The sequence below is a fragment of the Streptomyces angustmyceticus genome, from assembly GCF_040701845.1.
GTDB lineage: Bacteria > Actinomycetota > Actinomycetes > Streptomycetales > Streptomycetaceae > Streptomyces > Streptomyces angustmyceticus_A.
The window spans coordinates 228,819-245,631 of the sequence record NZ_JBFBHQ010000002.1 but is presented as its reverse complement, the minus strand read 5'-3'; the positions used below and the strand labels follow the sequence as shown (position 1 = coordinate 245,631).

Here is a 16,813-nt window from a genome sequence, read left to right as displayed (position 1 = left end):
TTTCGAGGCCGACACCCGACCGACCCCTGGAGCCACGGTGACCTCACGACCTCCTCTGCACTGCCTGCGCTGCGCCCGCGCCGCGGAGGGCTTCGCCGGGTGCCGGACCTGCGCCGCGGAGGGCATCGGCGTCAATACGATGCCGCCGCTCGCGGATCTGGCCGGTGTGGACCTGGCGGCGTATCCGGGCGGGCCGTGGGGCCTGCCGCAGGCACTGCCGGTATCCGGCCCGCCGGTCACGCTGGGCGAGGGCAACACCCCGTGCATCCGGCTGCGGACGGGTCCGGACCGGTCTCAAGACGGCCGGTCCGAAGGAGAGTTGTGGCTGAAATACGAGGGTGGGAACCCGACCGGCTCCCACAAGGACCGGGCGATGGCCGTCGGAGTGGCCGCCGCGGTGGCGGCCGGTGCCGGCACCGTGGTCGCCGCGTCCTCCGGCAATGCGGGGGCGGCGGCCGCGGCGTACGCGGCACGGGCCGGGCTGCGCTGTGTGGTGTTCACCAACGAGAAGGTGCCGGCGGGGCTGCGGGCCCAGATCGATGCGCTGGGCGCCGAGCGCCGGGTGCACCCGGGCAGCACCGCCGCCCGCAACGCGGCGATGGCCCGGGCCGTCGAGGAACACCACTGGTACCCGCTGACCAGCTACTCCTCGCCTTCGCCGGGCGGGAATCCGTATGCCAACGAAGGCTACAAGTCGGTCGCCTACGAGCTGGCGCGGGACTTTGCCGGGCGGCGGCTCGACGCGGTGGTGGTGCCCACCAGCCGGGCGGATCTACTGGGCGGAATCGGCCGTGGCTTCCGGGAGTTGGCGGCCGCGGGGCTGATCGCCCACGAGCCGCGGCTGGTGGCCGCCGAGCCGTCCGCCGCGGCGCCGTTCACCGCCGCGCTGCGCTGCGCGGACCGCGCGGACCAGGAGCGGACGCGGGTCGCTGCCCGGCCGACGGTGGCGTTCTCCCTCGGGGAGGAGCGGCCCTGCTGGCAGGGGCTCGACGCGCTGTGGCGCACCGCGGGCACGGCCGTCGCGCTGGACGACGAGGCGATCACGGCGGAGGCGCGGAGGCTGGCGGCGGAGGGCCTGACCCTGGAGCCGTCCTCCGCCGTCGGGTCCGCCGTGGCCCGGGAGCAGGCCCGCACGCCCGGCGCCCTGGTGGTCGCGATCGGGACGGCGACCGGGCTCAAGGGGCTGGCGGACTGAGGCCGGGGGCCGGACGGGCGGGCGCGGACCGGCAGGTGCAGGCCGGCAGGTGCGGACGGGCGAGTGCGGACGGGCGAGTGCGGACCGGACAGCTCCGGGCCGCCTCTGCTCCGCCCCCGCCTCGCTCCCGGCCTCGCCCCGCCCCTCCCCCCGCTCAGCGCGTCTCGGGCCCCGCGAGATGGCGGGCGATGACCATCCGCTGGATCTGGTTGGTGCCCTCGACGATCTGAAGGACCTTGGCCTCGCGCATATAGCGCTCGGCCGGGAAGTCGAGGGTGTAGCCGTAGCCGCCGAGGAGCTGGACGGCGTCGGTGGTCACCCGCATCGCGGTGTCCGTGCAGAACAGCTTGGCCATCGCCGCTTCCTTGGAGAACGCCAGACCGGCGTCGCGCAGCCGGGCGGCGGTGAGGTAGAGGGCGCGCCCCGCCTCGATCTGGGTGGCCATGTCGGCGAGCATGAAGCGCAGGCCCTGGAAGTCGACGATCGGGCGGCCGAATTGCTGTCGTTCGGCGGTGTACGCGAGCGCCTCGTCCAGCGCGGCCTGGGCGACTCCGATGGCGCAGGCCGCGATGCCCAGGCGCCCGGAGTCCAGGGCGGACAGGGCGATGGCGAAGCCCTGCCCCTCGTCACCGAGGCGGCGGGAGTCGGGGACGCGGACGGCGTCGAAGTGCAGCTGCGCCGTCGGGGACCCCTTCATGCCCATCTTGCGCTCGGGCGCCGCGGCGCTGAGGCCCTCGGCGTCGCCGGGCACCAGGAAGGCGGTGATGCCATGGGCGCCGCTGCCGCCGGTGCGGGCCAGCACGGTGTAGAAGTCGGCCACGCCGCCGTGGGTGGTCCAGGCCTTGGTGCCCTCCAGCCGCCAGGTGTCGCCCTCCCGGGTCGCCCGGGTGGTCAGGGAGGCGGCGTCGGAGCCCGAGGAGGGCTCGGAGAGGCAGTAGGCGCCGATGAGTCCGCCGCCGAGCATGTCCGGCAGGTGCTCGGCGCGCTGCTCCTTGGTGCCGTATCCGGCGAGCGCATGACAGGCGAGGGTGTGCACGCTGGCGCCGAGGCCGACGGTGAGCCGGGCGGCGGCGAGCTCCTCCAGGACCTGGAGGTAGACCTCGTAGGGCTGGCCGCCTCCGCCGAACTCCTCGTCGTAGGGCAGCGAGAGCAGTCCGGACTCCGACAGCAGCGTAAAGACCTCGCGCGGGAAGCGGCCGGCGTCCTCCTCCTCGCCGGCCGTCGGCCTGATCTCGCGCTCGGCGAGCTCGCGTACGAGGGTCAACAGGTCGCGGGCTTCCTCCGTGGGCAGCCTGCGGTCCACCGGCCGGGGGCCGTACTCGGTCATGGCGGCGCTCTCCTCCCTGTCGGGCGCTGCGGCGACACGCGCGGGGTGGGCGGCGGCGCCGGTTTCGTCGTGCCAGGCCGATGATCGCGTTCCGGGTCGCGGAAGGCGATGACCTGCGGCGGTGGCGCTAGGAGTATGCCCGATCGGCGGCCCCGCGTCACGGGTTGATCATCACGGACTGCGGGAATCCGGTCCGCGCGCCGACCGGCCACCGAATTGGTCCGAACCATTGACTCACTGGTCTAGTCCTTCTACCTTCTGCTCCAACGTTCAACGCGTTCATGCCAATTCGGAACGCAGGTCAGGCTCCACCCCTCGCCCCCCTCCGAGGAGACGACATGCTCAGACCGCACCGGATGCGCTCGCCCCGCAGAGTGATCGCCGCCGCCACCGCGCTGTGTACGGCGGCGCTGGCCGGCACCCTGCTCGCCGGACCGGCTGCCGCCGAACCGGCCGGCGCCCCCACCACACACCACCCGTCCGCGGCCGCCGCGCCCGCCGCGAAGCCCGCCGCGGCGGGCAGCAAGGTCGTCGGTTACTTCACCAACTGGGGTGTCTACGACCGCAATTACCACGTCAAGAACATCGAGACCTCGGGCTCGGCCGCCAAGCTGACCCACATCAACTACGCCTTCGGCAACGTCCAGGGCGGCAAGTGCGCCATCGGCGACTCCTACGCCGACTACGACAAGGCCTACACCGCCGACCAGAGCGTCGACGGCAAGGCGGACACCTGGGACAACGGGGCGCTGCGCGGCAACTTCAACCAGCTGCGCAAGCTCAAGCAGCTGCACCCGGGCCTCAAGGTGATCTGGTCGTTCGGCGGCTGGACCTGGTCGGGCGGCTTCGGCGAGGCCGCCAAGAACCCCGACGCCTTCGCCCGGTCCTGCTACGACCTGGTCGAGGACAAGCGCTGGGCGGATGTCTTCGACGGCATCGACATCGACTGGGAGTACCCCAACGCCTGCGGCCTGACCTGCGACACCAGCGGCCGGGACGCCTTCACCAAGGTGATGCGGGCGCTGCGCTCGACGTTCGGCCAGAGCAATCTGGTGACCGCGGCGATCACCGCGGACGCCTCGGCCGGCGGCAAGATCGACGCGGCCGACTATGCGGGCGCGGCCCAGTACGTCGACTGGTACAACCCGATGACGTACGACTACTTCGGCGCCTGGGACGCCAAGGGCCCGACGGCACCGCACTCCCCGCTCACGTCGTACAGCGGCATCCCGAAGGCCGGCTTCAACAGCACCGACACCATCGCCAAGCTCAAGGGCCTGGGGGTCCCGGCGGGCAAGCTGCTGCTGGGCATCGGCTTCTACGGCCGCGGCTGGTCGGGCGTCACCCAGGCCGCGCCGGGCGGCACCGCGACCGGCGCGGCACCGGGCAAGTACGAGGCGGGCATCGACGACTACAAGGTGCTCAAGAGCCGCTGCCCGGCCACCGGCAAGGTGGGCGGCACCGCGTACGCCAAGTGCGGCGACCAGTGGTGGAGCTATGACACCCCCGAGACCATCGGCACGAAGATGGCCTACAAGGACGCACAGGGTCTGGGCGGCACGTTCTTCTGGGAGCTGAGCGGCGACACCACCAACGGTGAGCTGATCAAGGCGATCAGGTAGGCCCCGGCAGGCACGGAGCAGGACGGGCGGGAGGCGGTCGGCGGCCTCCCGCCCGTCCGCCGCGCGAAGGGCGGCCGCACGGGCGGCGCCGCGGGCGGGCACCGGCGGGGCGGCGGTTGCGACGTCCGGGGCGGGCCCCCTCGCCTTGCTGCTGCTCCATGGCGGCTGCTCCCGTTGCGGCTGTGCACGCGGTGGCCGTGGTGACGCCCGTGGGTGACCCGGCACGCCTCTGGATGCCCCCGCGCGCCCACGGGGTTTACGCCCCCGTCCACGACGAGCACCATCGGCCGTACGGGGGCAGGAGCTGCATCTGAAGAGGTGACACGTGGTCAACCCTTGGCTGGCGATGGAGACCGGGGCCGATCCGGTGGAGCGCACCCGCACGGTGCGCCGGGCCCATGCGGCCTTCCTGACCGACGGGACCGTCGCGCCACCGGTCCGCCAGGTGGTCGCCGACTCCTGGCGCCGCTCCGCCGACGCCCGGGCCGCGGCCGACGGCGCAGCCCCCATCGACCTGGACGAGGCCGCCCTGGACGCCTACCGGGAAGGGCACCCGCTGGCCCGCGCCATGCCCGTCTTCCGGGAGCTGCTGGGCAGCTTCGCGCAGGACGGGGCGCACCTGCTGGCCGTCTGCGATCCGCAGGGGCGGCTGCTGTGGGTGGAGGGGCACCGCGGGGTGCGGCGCAGCGCCGAGCGGATGAACTTCGTGGTCGGCGCCCGCTGGGACGAGCGGCACGCCGGCACCAATGCCCCGGGCACCGCGCTCGCCGCCGATCACGCCGTACAGATCTTCGCCGCCGAGCACTACAACCGGCGGGTGCAGCGCTGGACCTGCGCCGCCGCCCCGCTGCACGATCCCCGGACCGGGCGGCTGCTGGGCGCCGTCGACATCACCGGCGGCGACCACCTGGCGAGCCCGCACAGCCTGGCCCTCGTCCAGGCCACCGCCCGCGCGGCGGAGGCCCATCTTGCCTCAGCTCTACCGGAGTTGGGGGTGTGCCTGTCGGCGCTCGGGCGGGACGAGGCGCTGCTGGTGGTGGACGGGCAGCGGCTGCGCCTCGGCCGCCGGCACAGCGAGATCATGGCGCTGCTGGCCCGGCACCCCGACGGCCTGACGGGGGATCAGCTCTCGGTGCTGCTGTACGGCGAGCGCGAGATGCGTCCGGTGACGCTGCGGGCCGAGCTGTCCCGGCTGCGCCACCTCGTCGGCACGCTGCTCCACTCCCGTCCGTACCGGCTGAGCCGGCCCGTCGAGACCGACCTGTGCGCCGTCGAGGACGCCCTGGACGCCGGCGAGGTGCACGCCGCGCTGGGCGCGTACCGCGGCCCGCTGCTGCCCCTGTCGGAGGCGCCCGGCGTACAGCGGCTGCGTGGTGCGCTGGAGGACCGGCTCCGGCGTACGCTGCTCGGCACCCGCGACCCCGGCCTGCTGCGGGAGTGGTCGCGCACCCCCTGGGGCGAGGACGACCTGGAGATCTGGGAGGCCCTGGTGGACGCCCTCCCGGAGCGCTCCCCGGCCCGCAGGGCGCCGATGGCCACCGCGCACCGGCTGCGCGCGGCGTACGGCCTGCCCGGCGCCGCCTCCCGTGCGGTGCACGCCCCGGCCGCCGCGCGCGTCGCAACGTTCACGCAACCTCCGCCGCCTTAGCCTGCGCACAACGCCCGTCACACGGGAGTGGCGGGCACCGCGCCGAGAGCGATTGGGAGGCCGCACCATGGCCCGTTACGCCAGTCCGGGTTCCGCCGATGCCGTCATGAGCTACCTGCCCCGCTACGACCACTGGATCGGCGGCGAGTTCGTGGCGCCCGCGCTGGGCCGGTACTTCGAGAACCCGACCCCGGTCAACGGGCAGCCGTTCACCGAGGTCGCGCGGGGCACCGCCGAGGACGTCGAGCGGGCCCTGGACGCGGCGCACGCGGCCGCGCCCGGCTGGGCCCGTACGGCCGCCGCCGAACGCGCCGCGGTCCTCAACAAGATCGCCGACCGGATGGAACAGAACCTGGAGGCCCTGGCGGTCGCGGAGAGCTGGGAGAACGGCAAGCCGGTACGGGAGTCGCTGGCGGCCGACATCCCGCTCGCCATCGACCACTTCCGCTACTTCGCTGGCGCCATCCGCGCGCAGGAAGGCTCCCTGTCGGAGATCGACGAGGACACCGTCGCCTACCACTTCCACGAGCCGCTCGGGGTCGTCGCCCAGATCATCCCCTGGAACTTCCCCATCCTCATGGCGACCTGGAAGCTCGCCCCGGCCCTGGCCGCGGGCAACGCCGTGGTCCTCAAGCCGGCCGAGCAGACCCCCGTGTCCGTGCACTACTGGATGAGCCTGATCGCGGACCTGCTGCCGCCCGGTGTGGTCAACATCGTCAACGGCTTCGGCGCCGAGGCCGGCAAGCCGCTGGCGTCCAGCCCGCGCGTCGCCAAGGTCGCCTTCACCGGCGAGACCACCACCGGCCGCCTGATCATGCAGTACGCCTCCGAACACCTGCGGCCGGTGACGCTCGAACTGGGCGGCAAGAGCCCCAACATCTTCTTCGACGACGTCTCGTCCGCGGCCGACGACTTCCACGACAAGGCGCTGGAGGGCTTCACCATGTTCGCCCTCAACCAGGGCGAGGTCTGCACCTGTCCGTCCCGCGCACTGATCCAGCGCGGCCACTACCAGGACTTCCTGGAGGCCGGCGTGGCGCGCACGGAGAAGATCGTCCAGGGCCACCCACTGGACACCGACACCATGATCGGCGCCCAGGCCTCCAACGACCAACTGGAGAAGATCCTCTCCTACCTGGACATCGGCCAGAAGGAAGGCGCCCGCATCCTGACCGGTGGCTCCCGCGCCGAACTGGGCGGCGAACTGGAGGGCGGCTACTACGTCCGCCCGACGATCTTCGAGGGCAACAACGAGATGCGGGTCTTCCAGGAGGAGATCTTCGGCCCGGTGGTCGCCGTGGCCCCCTTCAGCGACTTCGACGACGCGATCGGCATCGCCAACGACACCCTCTACGGCCTCGGCGCCGGCGTCTGGACCCGCGACGGCTCCACCGCCTACCGCGCGGGCCGCGCCATCCAGGCCGGCCGGGTATGGACCAACTGCTACCACGCCTACCCGGCCCATGCCGCCTTCGGCGGCTACAAGCAGTCCGGCATCGGCCGGGAGACCCACAAGATGATGCTGGATCACTACCAGCAGACGAAGAACCTGTTGGTCTCGTACTCGGCCAAGAAGCTCGGCTTCTTCTAGGGGCACGAGAAAAGGCGCCTGACCTGGGCTTTTGCCCGCCAGGCGCCTTCCGGCCGGTCCGCTCGGAGCAGGACACGGTCTACGTCGTGACTCCCCGTTCCTGCCACCCGTATCCCGCTCCTGACCAGCTCGTGCCCGGGGCCCAGCAGCAGCTTGACCTCCCCGTCCCCGGCCTGGGTCGACCGCTGGCTCGACGACCGTACGCAGCAGGCCCCCGGAAGATAGCCCCGGGGGCCTGCTGCTCGAAGGCGGTCATTCGGTCATGTGCGGCTCAGCGGGTGCGACTCGCCGTGTGGGAAGCCGGCGGGGCCGGCACCTGCTGAACGGTGCGGCCGGGGGGGCGAGAGGGCGTGGAGGTGTGGCGACGGTCAGGCCGGCGGAGCCCAAGAGGCTGACAAGTCCTGAGTCGATTCCGGCGCAACGCACGCTTCTCCCCACGACCGTCGGCTCCCGTCAGGTCGAGGTCAGATCAGCGAACATCGAGAACCGCAGCTCACCTCAAGACCAGGTACCCACCTGTTTCAGGAGACGGCGGATCACCAGATGGACTCGAATTGGCATCCCTCGGTCACTCCGCCGAACATGGCTGCGATGACCCTCTTCAAATCGCTCGCCGAGGAGACCTCGGGAAGCGTTTCGTAGACTTCCTTGCCGACATCGAGGAGGGTTACTCCCTTGGAACCGGGTTCCTGCTCCTGGGTGAACCAGAGCCAGCACCGATAGGATTCGGGAGCGTCTGCAGGTCCGCCATTCCTGAAGAGCGGACAGAGGAACATCTCCTTAGATCCCGAGATCTGCCGCAATAGCTCTCCTTCAGAGGACCACCTCCTGCTCCACCCGTGCTGCACATCATCGAGCTGAATTTGGATCAGATGCTCAAGGGTGACTGTTCGCACGGTGAAGTCCGCGTCATTCCAGCGCACTCTGCTCTGTCTGCGGATCTGCGGTTCGTCTGGCGTCATGAGGTTCTCCTAGCCGTCCACATCCGAGTCGAACCACTTGAGGTTGATCGGCGTGTCAGGGTCGATCCTTCCGTCTTTCACTCGTCGCCGGAGTTCATCAATCCGGTGATGCCCGCCCAACTGTCGGCCATCTCGAAGTACGAGAATCTCGTCTCCGTCAGCGGGGTGCTGAATCGCCTTCAGCAGATCTTCGTTCGACAGATGCTCGAGGGCGGCTTCTTGCTCCCATGTACGCGTCTTCTGAGTCGGCTTGAGGAAGTCAACAGCTTTCCCTGCGGTCGTCGAGAAGCAGCTGCTGTTGTGAACCAGGACCGGGGTCTCACCAGCGAGCACATAGTACGTGTGCAGGCTGTCGACCGTCAGGTTGTACGTCCTTGCGCTGCTGCCGAAGGGGCGGTTGGCCTTGACCGTGACCGCGCTGCCGTCGACGCTTCTCAGTGTCATGCCCGGACGCAAGTGGGCAGATTCGGTCCAGGCGTTCTGCGACGGCGACCAGAACGGATGCTCGTTCGTGGCGGTGAGGTGGCGGTTGCCCTTGGGGGTGGCGAGGGTGAGTTCGTTGAAATTCTTGTCGTGTTCCGTGACGATGAGGTCGGTCACGGTGCGCTTCCCCGTAACGCCACTGACCGGGTCAGTGGCGATCACCTCGTCACCTACCCGCACCGACTCGATGTTCTTCGTCGAGCGGTCGGCCATCAGCACTTTGGTGCCGGCGAGGAAGCATTGGAAGCACTTCGCCTTTTTGGCAACCCGCGAGGCTTTGACTATGTCCTCTACGCCTTCACCGAGCTTCTTGAGAAGCTTGATCTTGCCAATAGGCAGGATGGAGATGGCGAAGGAGGTGCACTCCCCGACAGTAGGGTTCTTGACGCACTCCTTGAGAGAGTTGAGATCAGTCAGTTCCCATACCACGGCGGTAAGGGTGGGGTCGATGACGGGAGTGACGTCGCCGCCGGCCATCACGCAGGGCAGGAGCCCGGCTATTTCATTGCCGGTGTGGGAGACACAGTGTGGCTTCTTGGCCTTCTCCTTCTCCCGTTGCTTGCGGGCCTCTTCGGCCTTGCGGCGTGCTTCGGCTACCTCGCTCTCGCGCTTCTTCTTCACCTCCGTCCATGCCTGGGTGGCAAGGGTGGTGGCTTCCTTGGCGCTCTTGCCGGCGTCGAGCGCGGCGGCACGGGCATCGTCGGCCGCCGAAGTGGCGAGGTAGGCAGAGTTGCGCGCGTAGTTGGCCGAGAACTCTGCTTGAGCTGCGGAGCTTTCGGCATCGTCGGCATCGCGGTCGGCGGCGTTGGCCGCGTTACGTGCCGTCTTGGCGGACTTGGCTGCCTCGGCGGCGCTGCCTTCCGCGCTCGTGGCGGACTTGTCGGCGTCGTCGGCGTACTGTTTGGCGAGGTTGGCGGACTTCTTCGCCTCGCCCGCGGCCTTGGCGGCGGCGTCCTTGGCGTCGCCGGCGTTCGCAGCGGCTTCGGCCGCCTTCCAGCTGTTGTACCTGGCCTTGGCCGCCACGCCCGAGGCTTCGGCGATCAGTCGCTGCATCTGCGCGATGTGAGTGCTGGCGAGTTTGTCCTTACGGTCGGCCATGTACTGGCCCACCTGCACGAATTCGTGCAGCTCGTCAGCAGAGCCGGCCAGGGCGATCTTGGCGGCTGCCTTCATCTCCGGGCCGCCATTGTTGACGAGCCTGGAGGCGTTGACCTGCTCATCGGAGTTCAGCGCCGCATACTGGCCGTTTCTGACGAACGCCGCGAGCACCTTGCCCTTGCCGTTGGCCAGCGCGACCTTGGACGCCTCCTTCACACCCGGGCCGCCGGCGTTGTTGATCTGGGAGACGCGCACGGCGTAGTCGGTGACGGCCACGTCGTACTGACCGGTCGTATAGAAGTCGCTGACCTGCTGGTCGGAACCCTTGAGCGCCTCGGCAGCACCCTTGCGCACGACCTCGTAGGGGCTTTGCGTGCTGAGCTGGGAGACCTGCTCGCGGATCTCGTCCTGGGCGGCCCGCTTCCACCCCGTGCGCAGGTACTCCAGAACCTCGTCGTCGGCACCCGACAGGGCCCTGGCGGCTGACTCCTGATGCCAGGGACCACGGACCTTCAGGGCCTTGAGCGCGAGGACGCGGCCCTTTTGCACGAGGGCCTTGGTGTCGGCGTCGGGCTTGTCGGCCTCGGTGGCCAGTTCGGCTGCCGTGGTGTCCAGGGAGCGGGACTCCACCAGCCCCGCGGCGGAGGCGGAGGTGACCGAGGCGGCCTGTGCCGTATGGGACCGGGCACGTTCGATGGCAGCGGCGGTACGGGTGGTCAGGTCCTCCGCCTCGGCCTCGCGGGCGATGGTGAAGACCTTCTTGGCCGTCGCCGCCGCCGACTCGGCCGCATCTGCCGCCTTCTTGGCTGCATCTGCGTGCTTCTTTGCCTGTTCGGCCGCCTTCGCTGATTCGCCGGCGTGCTTGGCTGCTTCTTCCGCTGCTGCGGCGGCGTTGTCGGCATGCGTGGCCGCGGACTCGGCTGCTTCACGCGCCTCGTCCGCGGCGCCGGCTGACTTGCGTGCCAGGGCCTCGGCGGCATTGGCTGCGCGGTCGGCCTCGTTGGCGTGGCGGCGGGTCTCCGCGGCGGCCGCCCTGGCCTCACCGGAGTGGACGCCCGCGGCTTCCGCGTAGCTGTTGGCTTCATCGGCAGCGTCGGCTGCGGCGTTGGCGTTGCTGCTGGCGCTGCGGGAGGCCTTCGCGGCGGCGCCCGCGGCCAAAGAAGCGGCGCCGGCCTGCTTGGCCGCCTGTGCGGAGGTCTTCGCGAGGGCGGCTGCCGCGCGGGCCTTCTTCGCCATGTCCCTGGCTTCGCCTGCCCGGCCCGCATCGGACGCGGCCGCGATCGAGGCGTTGTAGGCGTCGTTGGCCGCGTCGGCGGCATTGGCGGCCGCCGCGGCGGTCTGCGCCGCTGCGAAGGCGGCGATGCGGGCCGAGCGGTTGGCGGCGTTGGCCGCGCTGATGGCCGTCTGCGACGCGGCAGCGGCAGCCCGGGCCGCATCGGCGGCCTGCTTGGCCTTGACCGCCGCCCGCTGGGAGTCGTTCTTGGCCGCGTTGGTCTCCCGTGCCGCCTTCAGCGCGGCTTCCTTGGCGAGATCCGAGGCCTCGATCGCACGCGTGGAGGCTTCCTGCGCCTTCTCCGTCGCGTCCTTGGCCCGCTTGCCGGCCAGGGTGGCCTGCTCGGTCAGCTGGGCGATGGTGGCATGTTCCTGGTCGCGATTGCGCGCGACGAACTGCCCCACCTCGAGGAACTCGGCGATGTCGTCAGGGGTGCCCTTGAGCGCCACCTTGCCGGCCGCCTTGACCGCCGGACCGCCCGAGTTGACGAGCTGCGAGACCTCGACCTCGTTGTCCGTCTCACGCGCCGTGTACTGCCCCTCCGCGAGGAACTTCGCCCGGTCTTCAGGGGTACCCTTCAAGGCCGCCTTGCCGGCGTCCTTGACCCCGTTACCCCCGAAGTTGATGACCCGGGAGACCTCGACCTCCTGGTCCTCCTCCAGCGGAGCCTTCCAACCATCCTTCAAGAACGTCCGCAGCGCCTCAGGCTTATCCGAAGTGCTGTTCTTCAAGGCCGTCTTGGCCGCCTCGCGTACCGCGGGACCACCGGCGTTGAAGATCCGGCTCGCGTCGACATAGTCGTCGTCGAACTCGATGCTGTCCCGCTGCTCGAGGAACGTCTTGAGGTCCTGGTCCGTACCGAGAAGCGCCTGCTCGGCCGCTTCCTTGATGCCCGTACCGCCATCCATCCACAGGCGGACGACCAGATCACGTTTGTAGAGCAGTTCGTCGTTGTCGGTGTCCGCTGCGGTGGCGGGCCCTGCCTGCAGGAGTCCCGCCACCAGCGAGCTGGTCAACAGCATGGACCAGGTACCACGACGAGGCAGTCCATTTTTGCTGGATAAGGGGCCACTCTTGAGGAGCCATGTGGCTCTCTTGACGCTTGGTCTTGGTCTCATTCGGTCAGTCCTCTTTTTCCTTCATAGCAATCGCTAGTCCCCCAGCGGCCGGAACGTCCGTTCAGTGAAAGGGGAAGCACGCCACGCAGCCGCCACCATCAAAGCGTCACCAGTGCACGGGCCCCCTGGTCACGGGCTCACGAGGACGCGTTCGGCAGCCAGGGAGGTGCTGGTGGTGTCGGGGTGGAGGGTGAGCTTCCCTCCGGGCCAGAGCGTGACGAGGTCGTTCTGGCGGGTTGGGCCGCCGAAGGCGCCGACGGTGGCCAGCGAGGCGTCGCGCCAAGGGGACTTGGCGGGCATCAGCCGGTGCTCGCGCCCGAAGGTTTCTGCGGCGATGTCCTCGTATGTGGTGACCTCGCCGTCGCTCCAGCGGACGAACACGTCCTGGTCTCCCGTTCCCGGGCGGAAGTCGCCCGCCGAGACGTCCCGTGCGTGCGGCCAGGTGGTGTCCGGCGGTTTGACGAGCTGCCTCTCGGCATGCAGCCCCTTGGCGTCCACGTTCGTGTACAGGGTCACTTCACCATCGGTCCAGGTCACCATGAGGTCGTCGCGGCGCGTATTGCCACCGCCGAAGCGCCCGGCGGTCACCGTGCTCGCGTGGGTCCAGGTGTCGTTGGGGCTCTTCAGGTCCACCCTGTCCGTCAGCTTGTTGGTTTCGTTGACGTCCTTGAAGAGGGTCAGTCTGCCGTCGGCCCAGCGGACCAGGAGGTCATCACTCGCGTCACCGGTGAAGTCGCCGGCGGTGATGACCGCGGCCTGCTGCCAGGCCTTGTCCTTGACGAGCTGGATGTCCTTGCGGAATCCGTATGCGCCATCCCCTGGATAGAGGGAGAGTTCGCCGTCGGACCAGCGCACGATGAGATCGCTGACGTGGTCGCGCACCGAGGAAGTGTGGAAGTGACCGGTCGTCAGGACCCGTGCGTGGGTCCAGGTTCCGGCGGTTCCCATGGACGTGCCGGTGCCCGGATCCGGTTCCGACGGCTTCCCCGTGACGGCCTGCCGGTAGAGACGGAAGACGTCCTCGTCGAATTGAGACGTGTAGCTGGTGTGGTCGAAGAGGCCGCCGGTCTTGTAACCGCCGATGACACCTACGAGGTCGCCACGCCGGCCGTCGAAGTTCTCCAGGAAGGGTCCGCCGCTGACGCCGGTGCGGAAGCCGTCGCACTTGATCTCCATGAACCGGTCCTGGAAGGCGGTGGTGTCATGGGTGCACTGGAGAGGAGTCTTCTGGCCACCGGGGTAGCCGACGAGGGTCACGGCCGTGCGTGCGAGGTTCGCCGTGGGAACGGAGGTCAGTTCGTTGCCACCTCCGACGGCATCCTCCAGGAGCTGCCCCCGGGTGTTCGGGCCGACGTTCAGGAAGGCGAAATCGACGTCATCGTCGGGAGTCGAGGACCGGTAGCGGGCGTCGATCCAGATCTTGTCTTCCTGGACCGGGAAGATGCCGTAAGGCGCTTCCCCTGCCTGCCCGGCGGTCGAGACTCCGGTGCGGTAGCCGGGCACGAAGGCGAAGTCGTGGTGGCGGCGGTCGCCCTTGAGGCAGTGCGCCGCGGTGATGACGAGGCTCTTGGCCGGCGAGGTCACCGCACTGGCGGTGCAGAACTGGTCGGGAGTGGGTGAGCCATCGGTGGCGCGGATCAGGAACACACCGACCGTGGCGATCCCCTCGGGGACCTGGCGGGACGGCTCGTTCGCCAGGGAGGGCTTGCGCCGCAGTCCGGATCCTTGCGGCGCGGGGGAATCCTGGGAATCGCGCTTACGGGACTGCGCGGCGTCCACCGGAACGGCAGCTCGGATGCGCTCGGCCGTCCAGTACCGCTGCGCCTCCCGTGCCTGCTCGGCCTGCTCCTCGTGCACACCGCGCACAGGTCCGTGCCCGATTCCTGGCGGAGCCGCGGTGGGGCCAGCAGTAAAAGGCTCAGCACCGGGGGAACCCGGTCCCCCGCGGGGGAGAGCGGCCGCGGGGACAGTGAATGCCAGCGATGCACACAGGGCGATGACGGTGGCGCGCATCCACGGTATACGTCTCATGGAGCTTTCCGTTGTGATGTCGAGGGAGAAATCGTGCTATCCGGCCCGGCTGACCGAGAGGTGACATCGGTCGGTGCCGCGTGATGAGACGGCAGCAATCGCCGCCCTGTCGCACCACGCGGCACCGGCTCAACCGACGATCTTGACCTCGCGGGGCTTGGTCTCGGGGGACAGGCCCGGGTAGATGCTGAGGGCGCCGTTCGCCCGCCGTACGAGCACGTCGTGGATCCGCTCGTTGCCGACGAAGGCCCCGGCATTGACGACGATGGCGTCGTCCCAGTCGGTCCTCGGCTTGAACAGCTGGCTCTCACCGTGGAAGCCCGCGGTGTCGGCGCCCGGGTAGAGGGTGGCCTCGCCGTCCGACCACCGCACCAGCAGGTCCATGGTCTTCTTGCCGGTGAACTCTCCGGCGCTGATCTGAGTGGCGTGCGTCCAGGTACTCGTCTTGGCCAGCAGCTTCTGCGCCTTGTCCGCCACACCGTTGGTGTCGAGGTCGGGGTGGAGCGTGACGCGGCCGTCGTCCCAGGTCACGAGCAGGTCGTCCCGCTGCTGGTTGGCCGAGTAACGGCCCGCGGTGATCTGCGTGGCATGCGGCCAGAGGGTGTTCTTGGCCTTGGCGAGCTGCTTCTCGCCGTGGAAGCCCTTGGCGTCGACGTGGGTGTACTGGGTCAACTCGCCGTCGCCCCAGCGCACCACCAGCCCGTCCGTACCGCTGCCGAAACTCGCGCCGGTGATCTGCTTGGCGTACTGCCAGATGCTGGTCTCGCCCTTCTTGGGCGGCTCGGCCAGCTGGTACTCGGCGGCGAAGGGATGGCGGGGGTCCTTGCCGTCGGAGCCCTGGTAGAGGGTGACTTCCGCGTCGTTCCAGCGCACGATCATGTCCATGTGCCGGGTACCGCCGGCCGAACCGCCGGTGAAGTAGCCCGACGCGACGTGGGTGGCCTTCTCCCACGGCGCGGCGGCGAAGACCGGCCGGTAGCGGACCTGCTGCACCCAGGCGCCCAGGTCGTCCACCCGGGCGTCGACGGCGCCGGTACGCGTCTCGGCAGGGGCAGTGCCCAGGCAACCGCCCTGCCAGGACACGCTGTTCACGGCGACCAGCTCCACCCGGCCGCCGCTCTCGCGCAGCGCCGGACCGCCGGTGTCGCCCGGGCACACGGCCGCGCTCCTGCCGGTGATCTCCAGCTTCCCGTCCTGGACCGCGTCGACCGTGAAGGCGGCCGTGTGCAGCTTGTCGGGCACCCACTCGGTCGCGGTCCGCCCAAAGCCGATGACCCTCAGCTCCTCACCCTGCGCGGGAGGAGTCGTGGCGACGGTCACGGGCGTGATGCCGCTGACCGGCTTCGCCAGTTGGGCCATCACCACATCGCGCCCCGGATAGGGCACCACCTGGGTGACGTCGGTGACGGTTCCTGCCGAACCGCTCAGGTCGGTCCGGCCGACGGTCGCCGTGGTCTTCCACTTGGGCGCACCCTCGGTGACCTTCGGACTCTTGGGGTCGTCGGCGAAGCAGCCGGCGGCGGTGAGCACCCACTGCTTGTCCACCAGCGCACCCGAGCAGCTGCGCTTGCCGTCACCGATGTCGAGCTTCACGGCGAACGCAGAGGTCCCGCCCGAGGCGGCGGTGCCACCTGCGACTGCGTACGCCGGCACGCCCGTCATGAGGGAGGCTGCGCATAATCCTGATATCCACGCGGCGCGCGAACGTCTGCCCATCACTGACACTTTCTGTTCGATCGAGGAGGGGCGCAGTTCCGGACACGCTCAACAGCGTGTCCCTGCGCACTATTTGCCCGGAGAAGCTGCCGCCCGACGGCGTCAGCTGGTGACGCGGAGTTCCACCAGGACCGAGCGCTTCTCGGAGCTGCCGGCCTCACCCAACGGCTTGTAGTCGTTCTTGGGCGCGTTGACGACGGTTTCTTTTCCGTCAGCGGTGATCGTGGCCTGCACCGGATGCCCCACGGTCCACATACCGAAGGCGTCGGCCAGTTCCATGGTCAGGTAGCCCTTGGTGCCACGGACCGCGAAGCAGAATTCCTTCGCGCCGGTACGGGACTTGACCATGATGTCGTAGGCGGAGTCGCAACCGGTCAGCACGATGTGGCCGTCGCCCCGCTTCAGGGAGATTCCCTGATCCTGCAGGATCCGCGCGGCGTTCGGGTAGCCGAAGTCCTCGACCGCGGAGGGCATCTCGGTTGCGGCCGCGGGCGGCGGATCCTCCTGCGGGGCGGCCTGCGCGATCGTCAGGCCGGCCATCAAGGCCGACACCGACATTGCGCCAACAAGGCCGACTAACAGCGCTTTTCGGGCGCGAGGTATCACCACGGTGTCCTTCTGCTCAAAGAGGGGGATGTCAACATGTGTCGTTGCAGTGAAGAAGTAAAGCATATGTAAGGCATGTGTGAACGTGTTCATGTCTCGTTCATGACGGCGGTCGCCAACTTCCGCCCATACAAGGCGCCGCA

At 69.5% G+C, this 16,813-nt stretch carries 10 protein-coding genes; 4 read left to right on the top strand and 6 right to left on the bottom strand.

The features are described from left to right. Nucleotides 1–37 precede the first annotated feature (37 nt). Nucleotides 38–1,195: a pyridoxal-phosphate dependent enzyme gene (locus AB0411_RS04975; RefSeq protein ID WP_366415823.1), complete on the top strand. Its 1,158-nt coding sequence runs from the start codon at nt 38–40 to the stop codon at nt 1,193–1,195. Between the two features lie 154 nt (nt 1,196–1,349). Here the strand turns inward: AB0411_RS04975 and AB0411_RS04970 are convergent, their stop codons facing one another. Next, nucleotides 1,350–2,522: an acyl-CoA dehydrogenase family protein gene (locus AB0411_RS04970; RefSeq protein WP_366415822.1), complete on the bottom strand. Its 1,173-nt coding sequence runs from the start codon at nt 2,520–2,522 to the stop codon at nt 1,350–1,352. A gap of 338 nt (nt 2,523–2,860) precedes the next feature. Between AB0411_RS04970 and AB0411_RS04965 the strand changes: the two genes are divergently transcribed. The 3 genes from AB0411_RS04965 (at nt 2,861) to adh (ending at nt 7,383) form a co-directional block, all read left to right on the top strand. Beyond that, nucleotides 2,861–4,144 (top strand): glycoside hydrolase family 18 protein, encoded by a 1,284-nt coding sequence (locus AB0411_RS04965; protein ID WP_366415821.1) that lies wholly within the window; start codon nt 2,861–2,863, stop codon nt 4,142–4,144. Between the two features lie 325 nt (nt 4,145–4,469). Next, a complete protein-coding gene (locus AB0411_RS04960; protein ID WP_366415820.1) occupies nt 4,470–5,792 on the top strand; it encodes a GAF domain-containing protein in 1,323 nt (440 codons plus the stop codon). A gap of 67 nt (nt 5,793–5,859) precedes the next feature. After that, a complete protein-coding gene (adh, locus tag AB0411_RS04955; RefSeq protein ID WP_366415819.1) occupies nt 5,860–7,383 on the top strand; it encodes an aldehyde dehydrogenase in 1,524 nt (507 codons plus the stop codon). A gap of 536 nt (nt 7,384–7,919) precedes the next feature. On the opposite strand, the gene AB0411_RS04950 is transcribed toward adh, so the two are convergent. The 5 genes from AB0411_RS04950 to AB0411_RS04930 form a co-directional block, all read right to left on the bottom strand. After that, complete coding sequence (locus AB0411_RS04950; protein WP_366415818.1) at nt 7,920–8,345, bottom strand: hypothetical protein; 426 nt, start codon at nt 8,343–8,345, stop codon at nt 7,920–7,922. Between the two features lie 9 nt (nt 8,346–8,354). Beyond that, nucleotides 8,355–12,221, bottom strand: a complete 3,867-nt coding sequence (locus AB0411_RS04945) for a polymorphic toxin-type HINT domain-containing protein (RefSeq protein WP_366415817.1) — start codon at nt 12,219–12,221, stop codon at nt 8,355–8,357. Nucleotides 12,222–12,446: 225 nt separating this feature from the next. Next, nucleotides 12,447–14,183, bottom strand: a complete 1,737-nt coding sequence (locus tag AB0411_RS04940; RefSeq protein WP_366415816.1) for a trypsin-like serine peptidase — start codon at nt 14,181–14,183, stop codon at nt 12,447–12,449. Between the two features lie 294 nt (nt 14,184–14,477). Beyond that, on the bottom strand, nt 14,478–16,010 hold the full coding sequence (locus AB0411_RS04935) for a S1 family peptidase (protein ID WP_366415815.1): 1,533 nt from the start codon (nt 16,008–16,010) through the stop codon (nt 14,478–14,480). A 156-nt stretch (nt 16,011–16,166) separates the two neighbouring features. Next, nucleotides 16,167–16,763, bottom strand: coding sequence for a hypothetical protein (locus AB0411_RS04930; protein ID WP_366415814.1), 597 nt, complete (start codon nt 16,761–16,763; stop codon nt 16,167–16,169). Between the last annotated feature and the right edge of the window lie 50 nt (nt 16,764–16,813).

Coding starts and splice junctions, on each gene's coding strand:
- AB0411_RS04970 (WP_366415822.1), bottom strand. CDS start 2,522: ATGACCGAGTACGGCCCCCGGCCGGTGGACCGCAGGCTGCCCACGGAG.
- AB0411_RS04965 (WP_366415821.1), top strand. CDS start 2,861: ATGCTCAGACCGCACCGGATGCGCTCGCCCCGCAGAGTGATCGCCGCC.
- adh (WP_366415819.1), top strand. CDS start 5,860: ATGGCCCGTTACGCCAGTCCGGGTTCCGCCGATGCCGTCATGAGCTAC.
- AB0411_RS04950 (WP_366415818.1), bottom strand. CDS start 8,345: ATGACGCCAGACGAACCGCAGATCCGCAGACAGAGCAGAGTGCGCTGG.
- AB0411_RS04945 (WP_366415817.1), bottom strand. CDS start 12,221: ATGCTGTTGACCAGCTCGCTGGTGGCGGGACTCCTGCAGGCAGGGCCC.
- AB0411_RS04935 (WP_366415815.1), bottom strand. CDS start 16,010: ATGACGGGCGTGCCGGCGTACGCAGTCGCAGGTGGCACCGCCGCCTCG.
- AB0411_RS04930 (WP_366415814.1), bottom strand. CDS start 16,763: ATGAACACGTTCACACATGCCTTACATATGCTTTACTTCTTCACTGCA.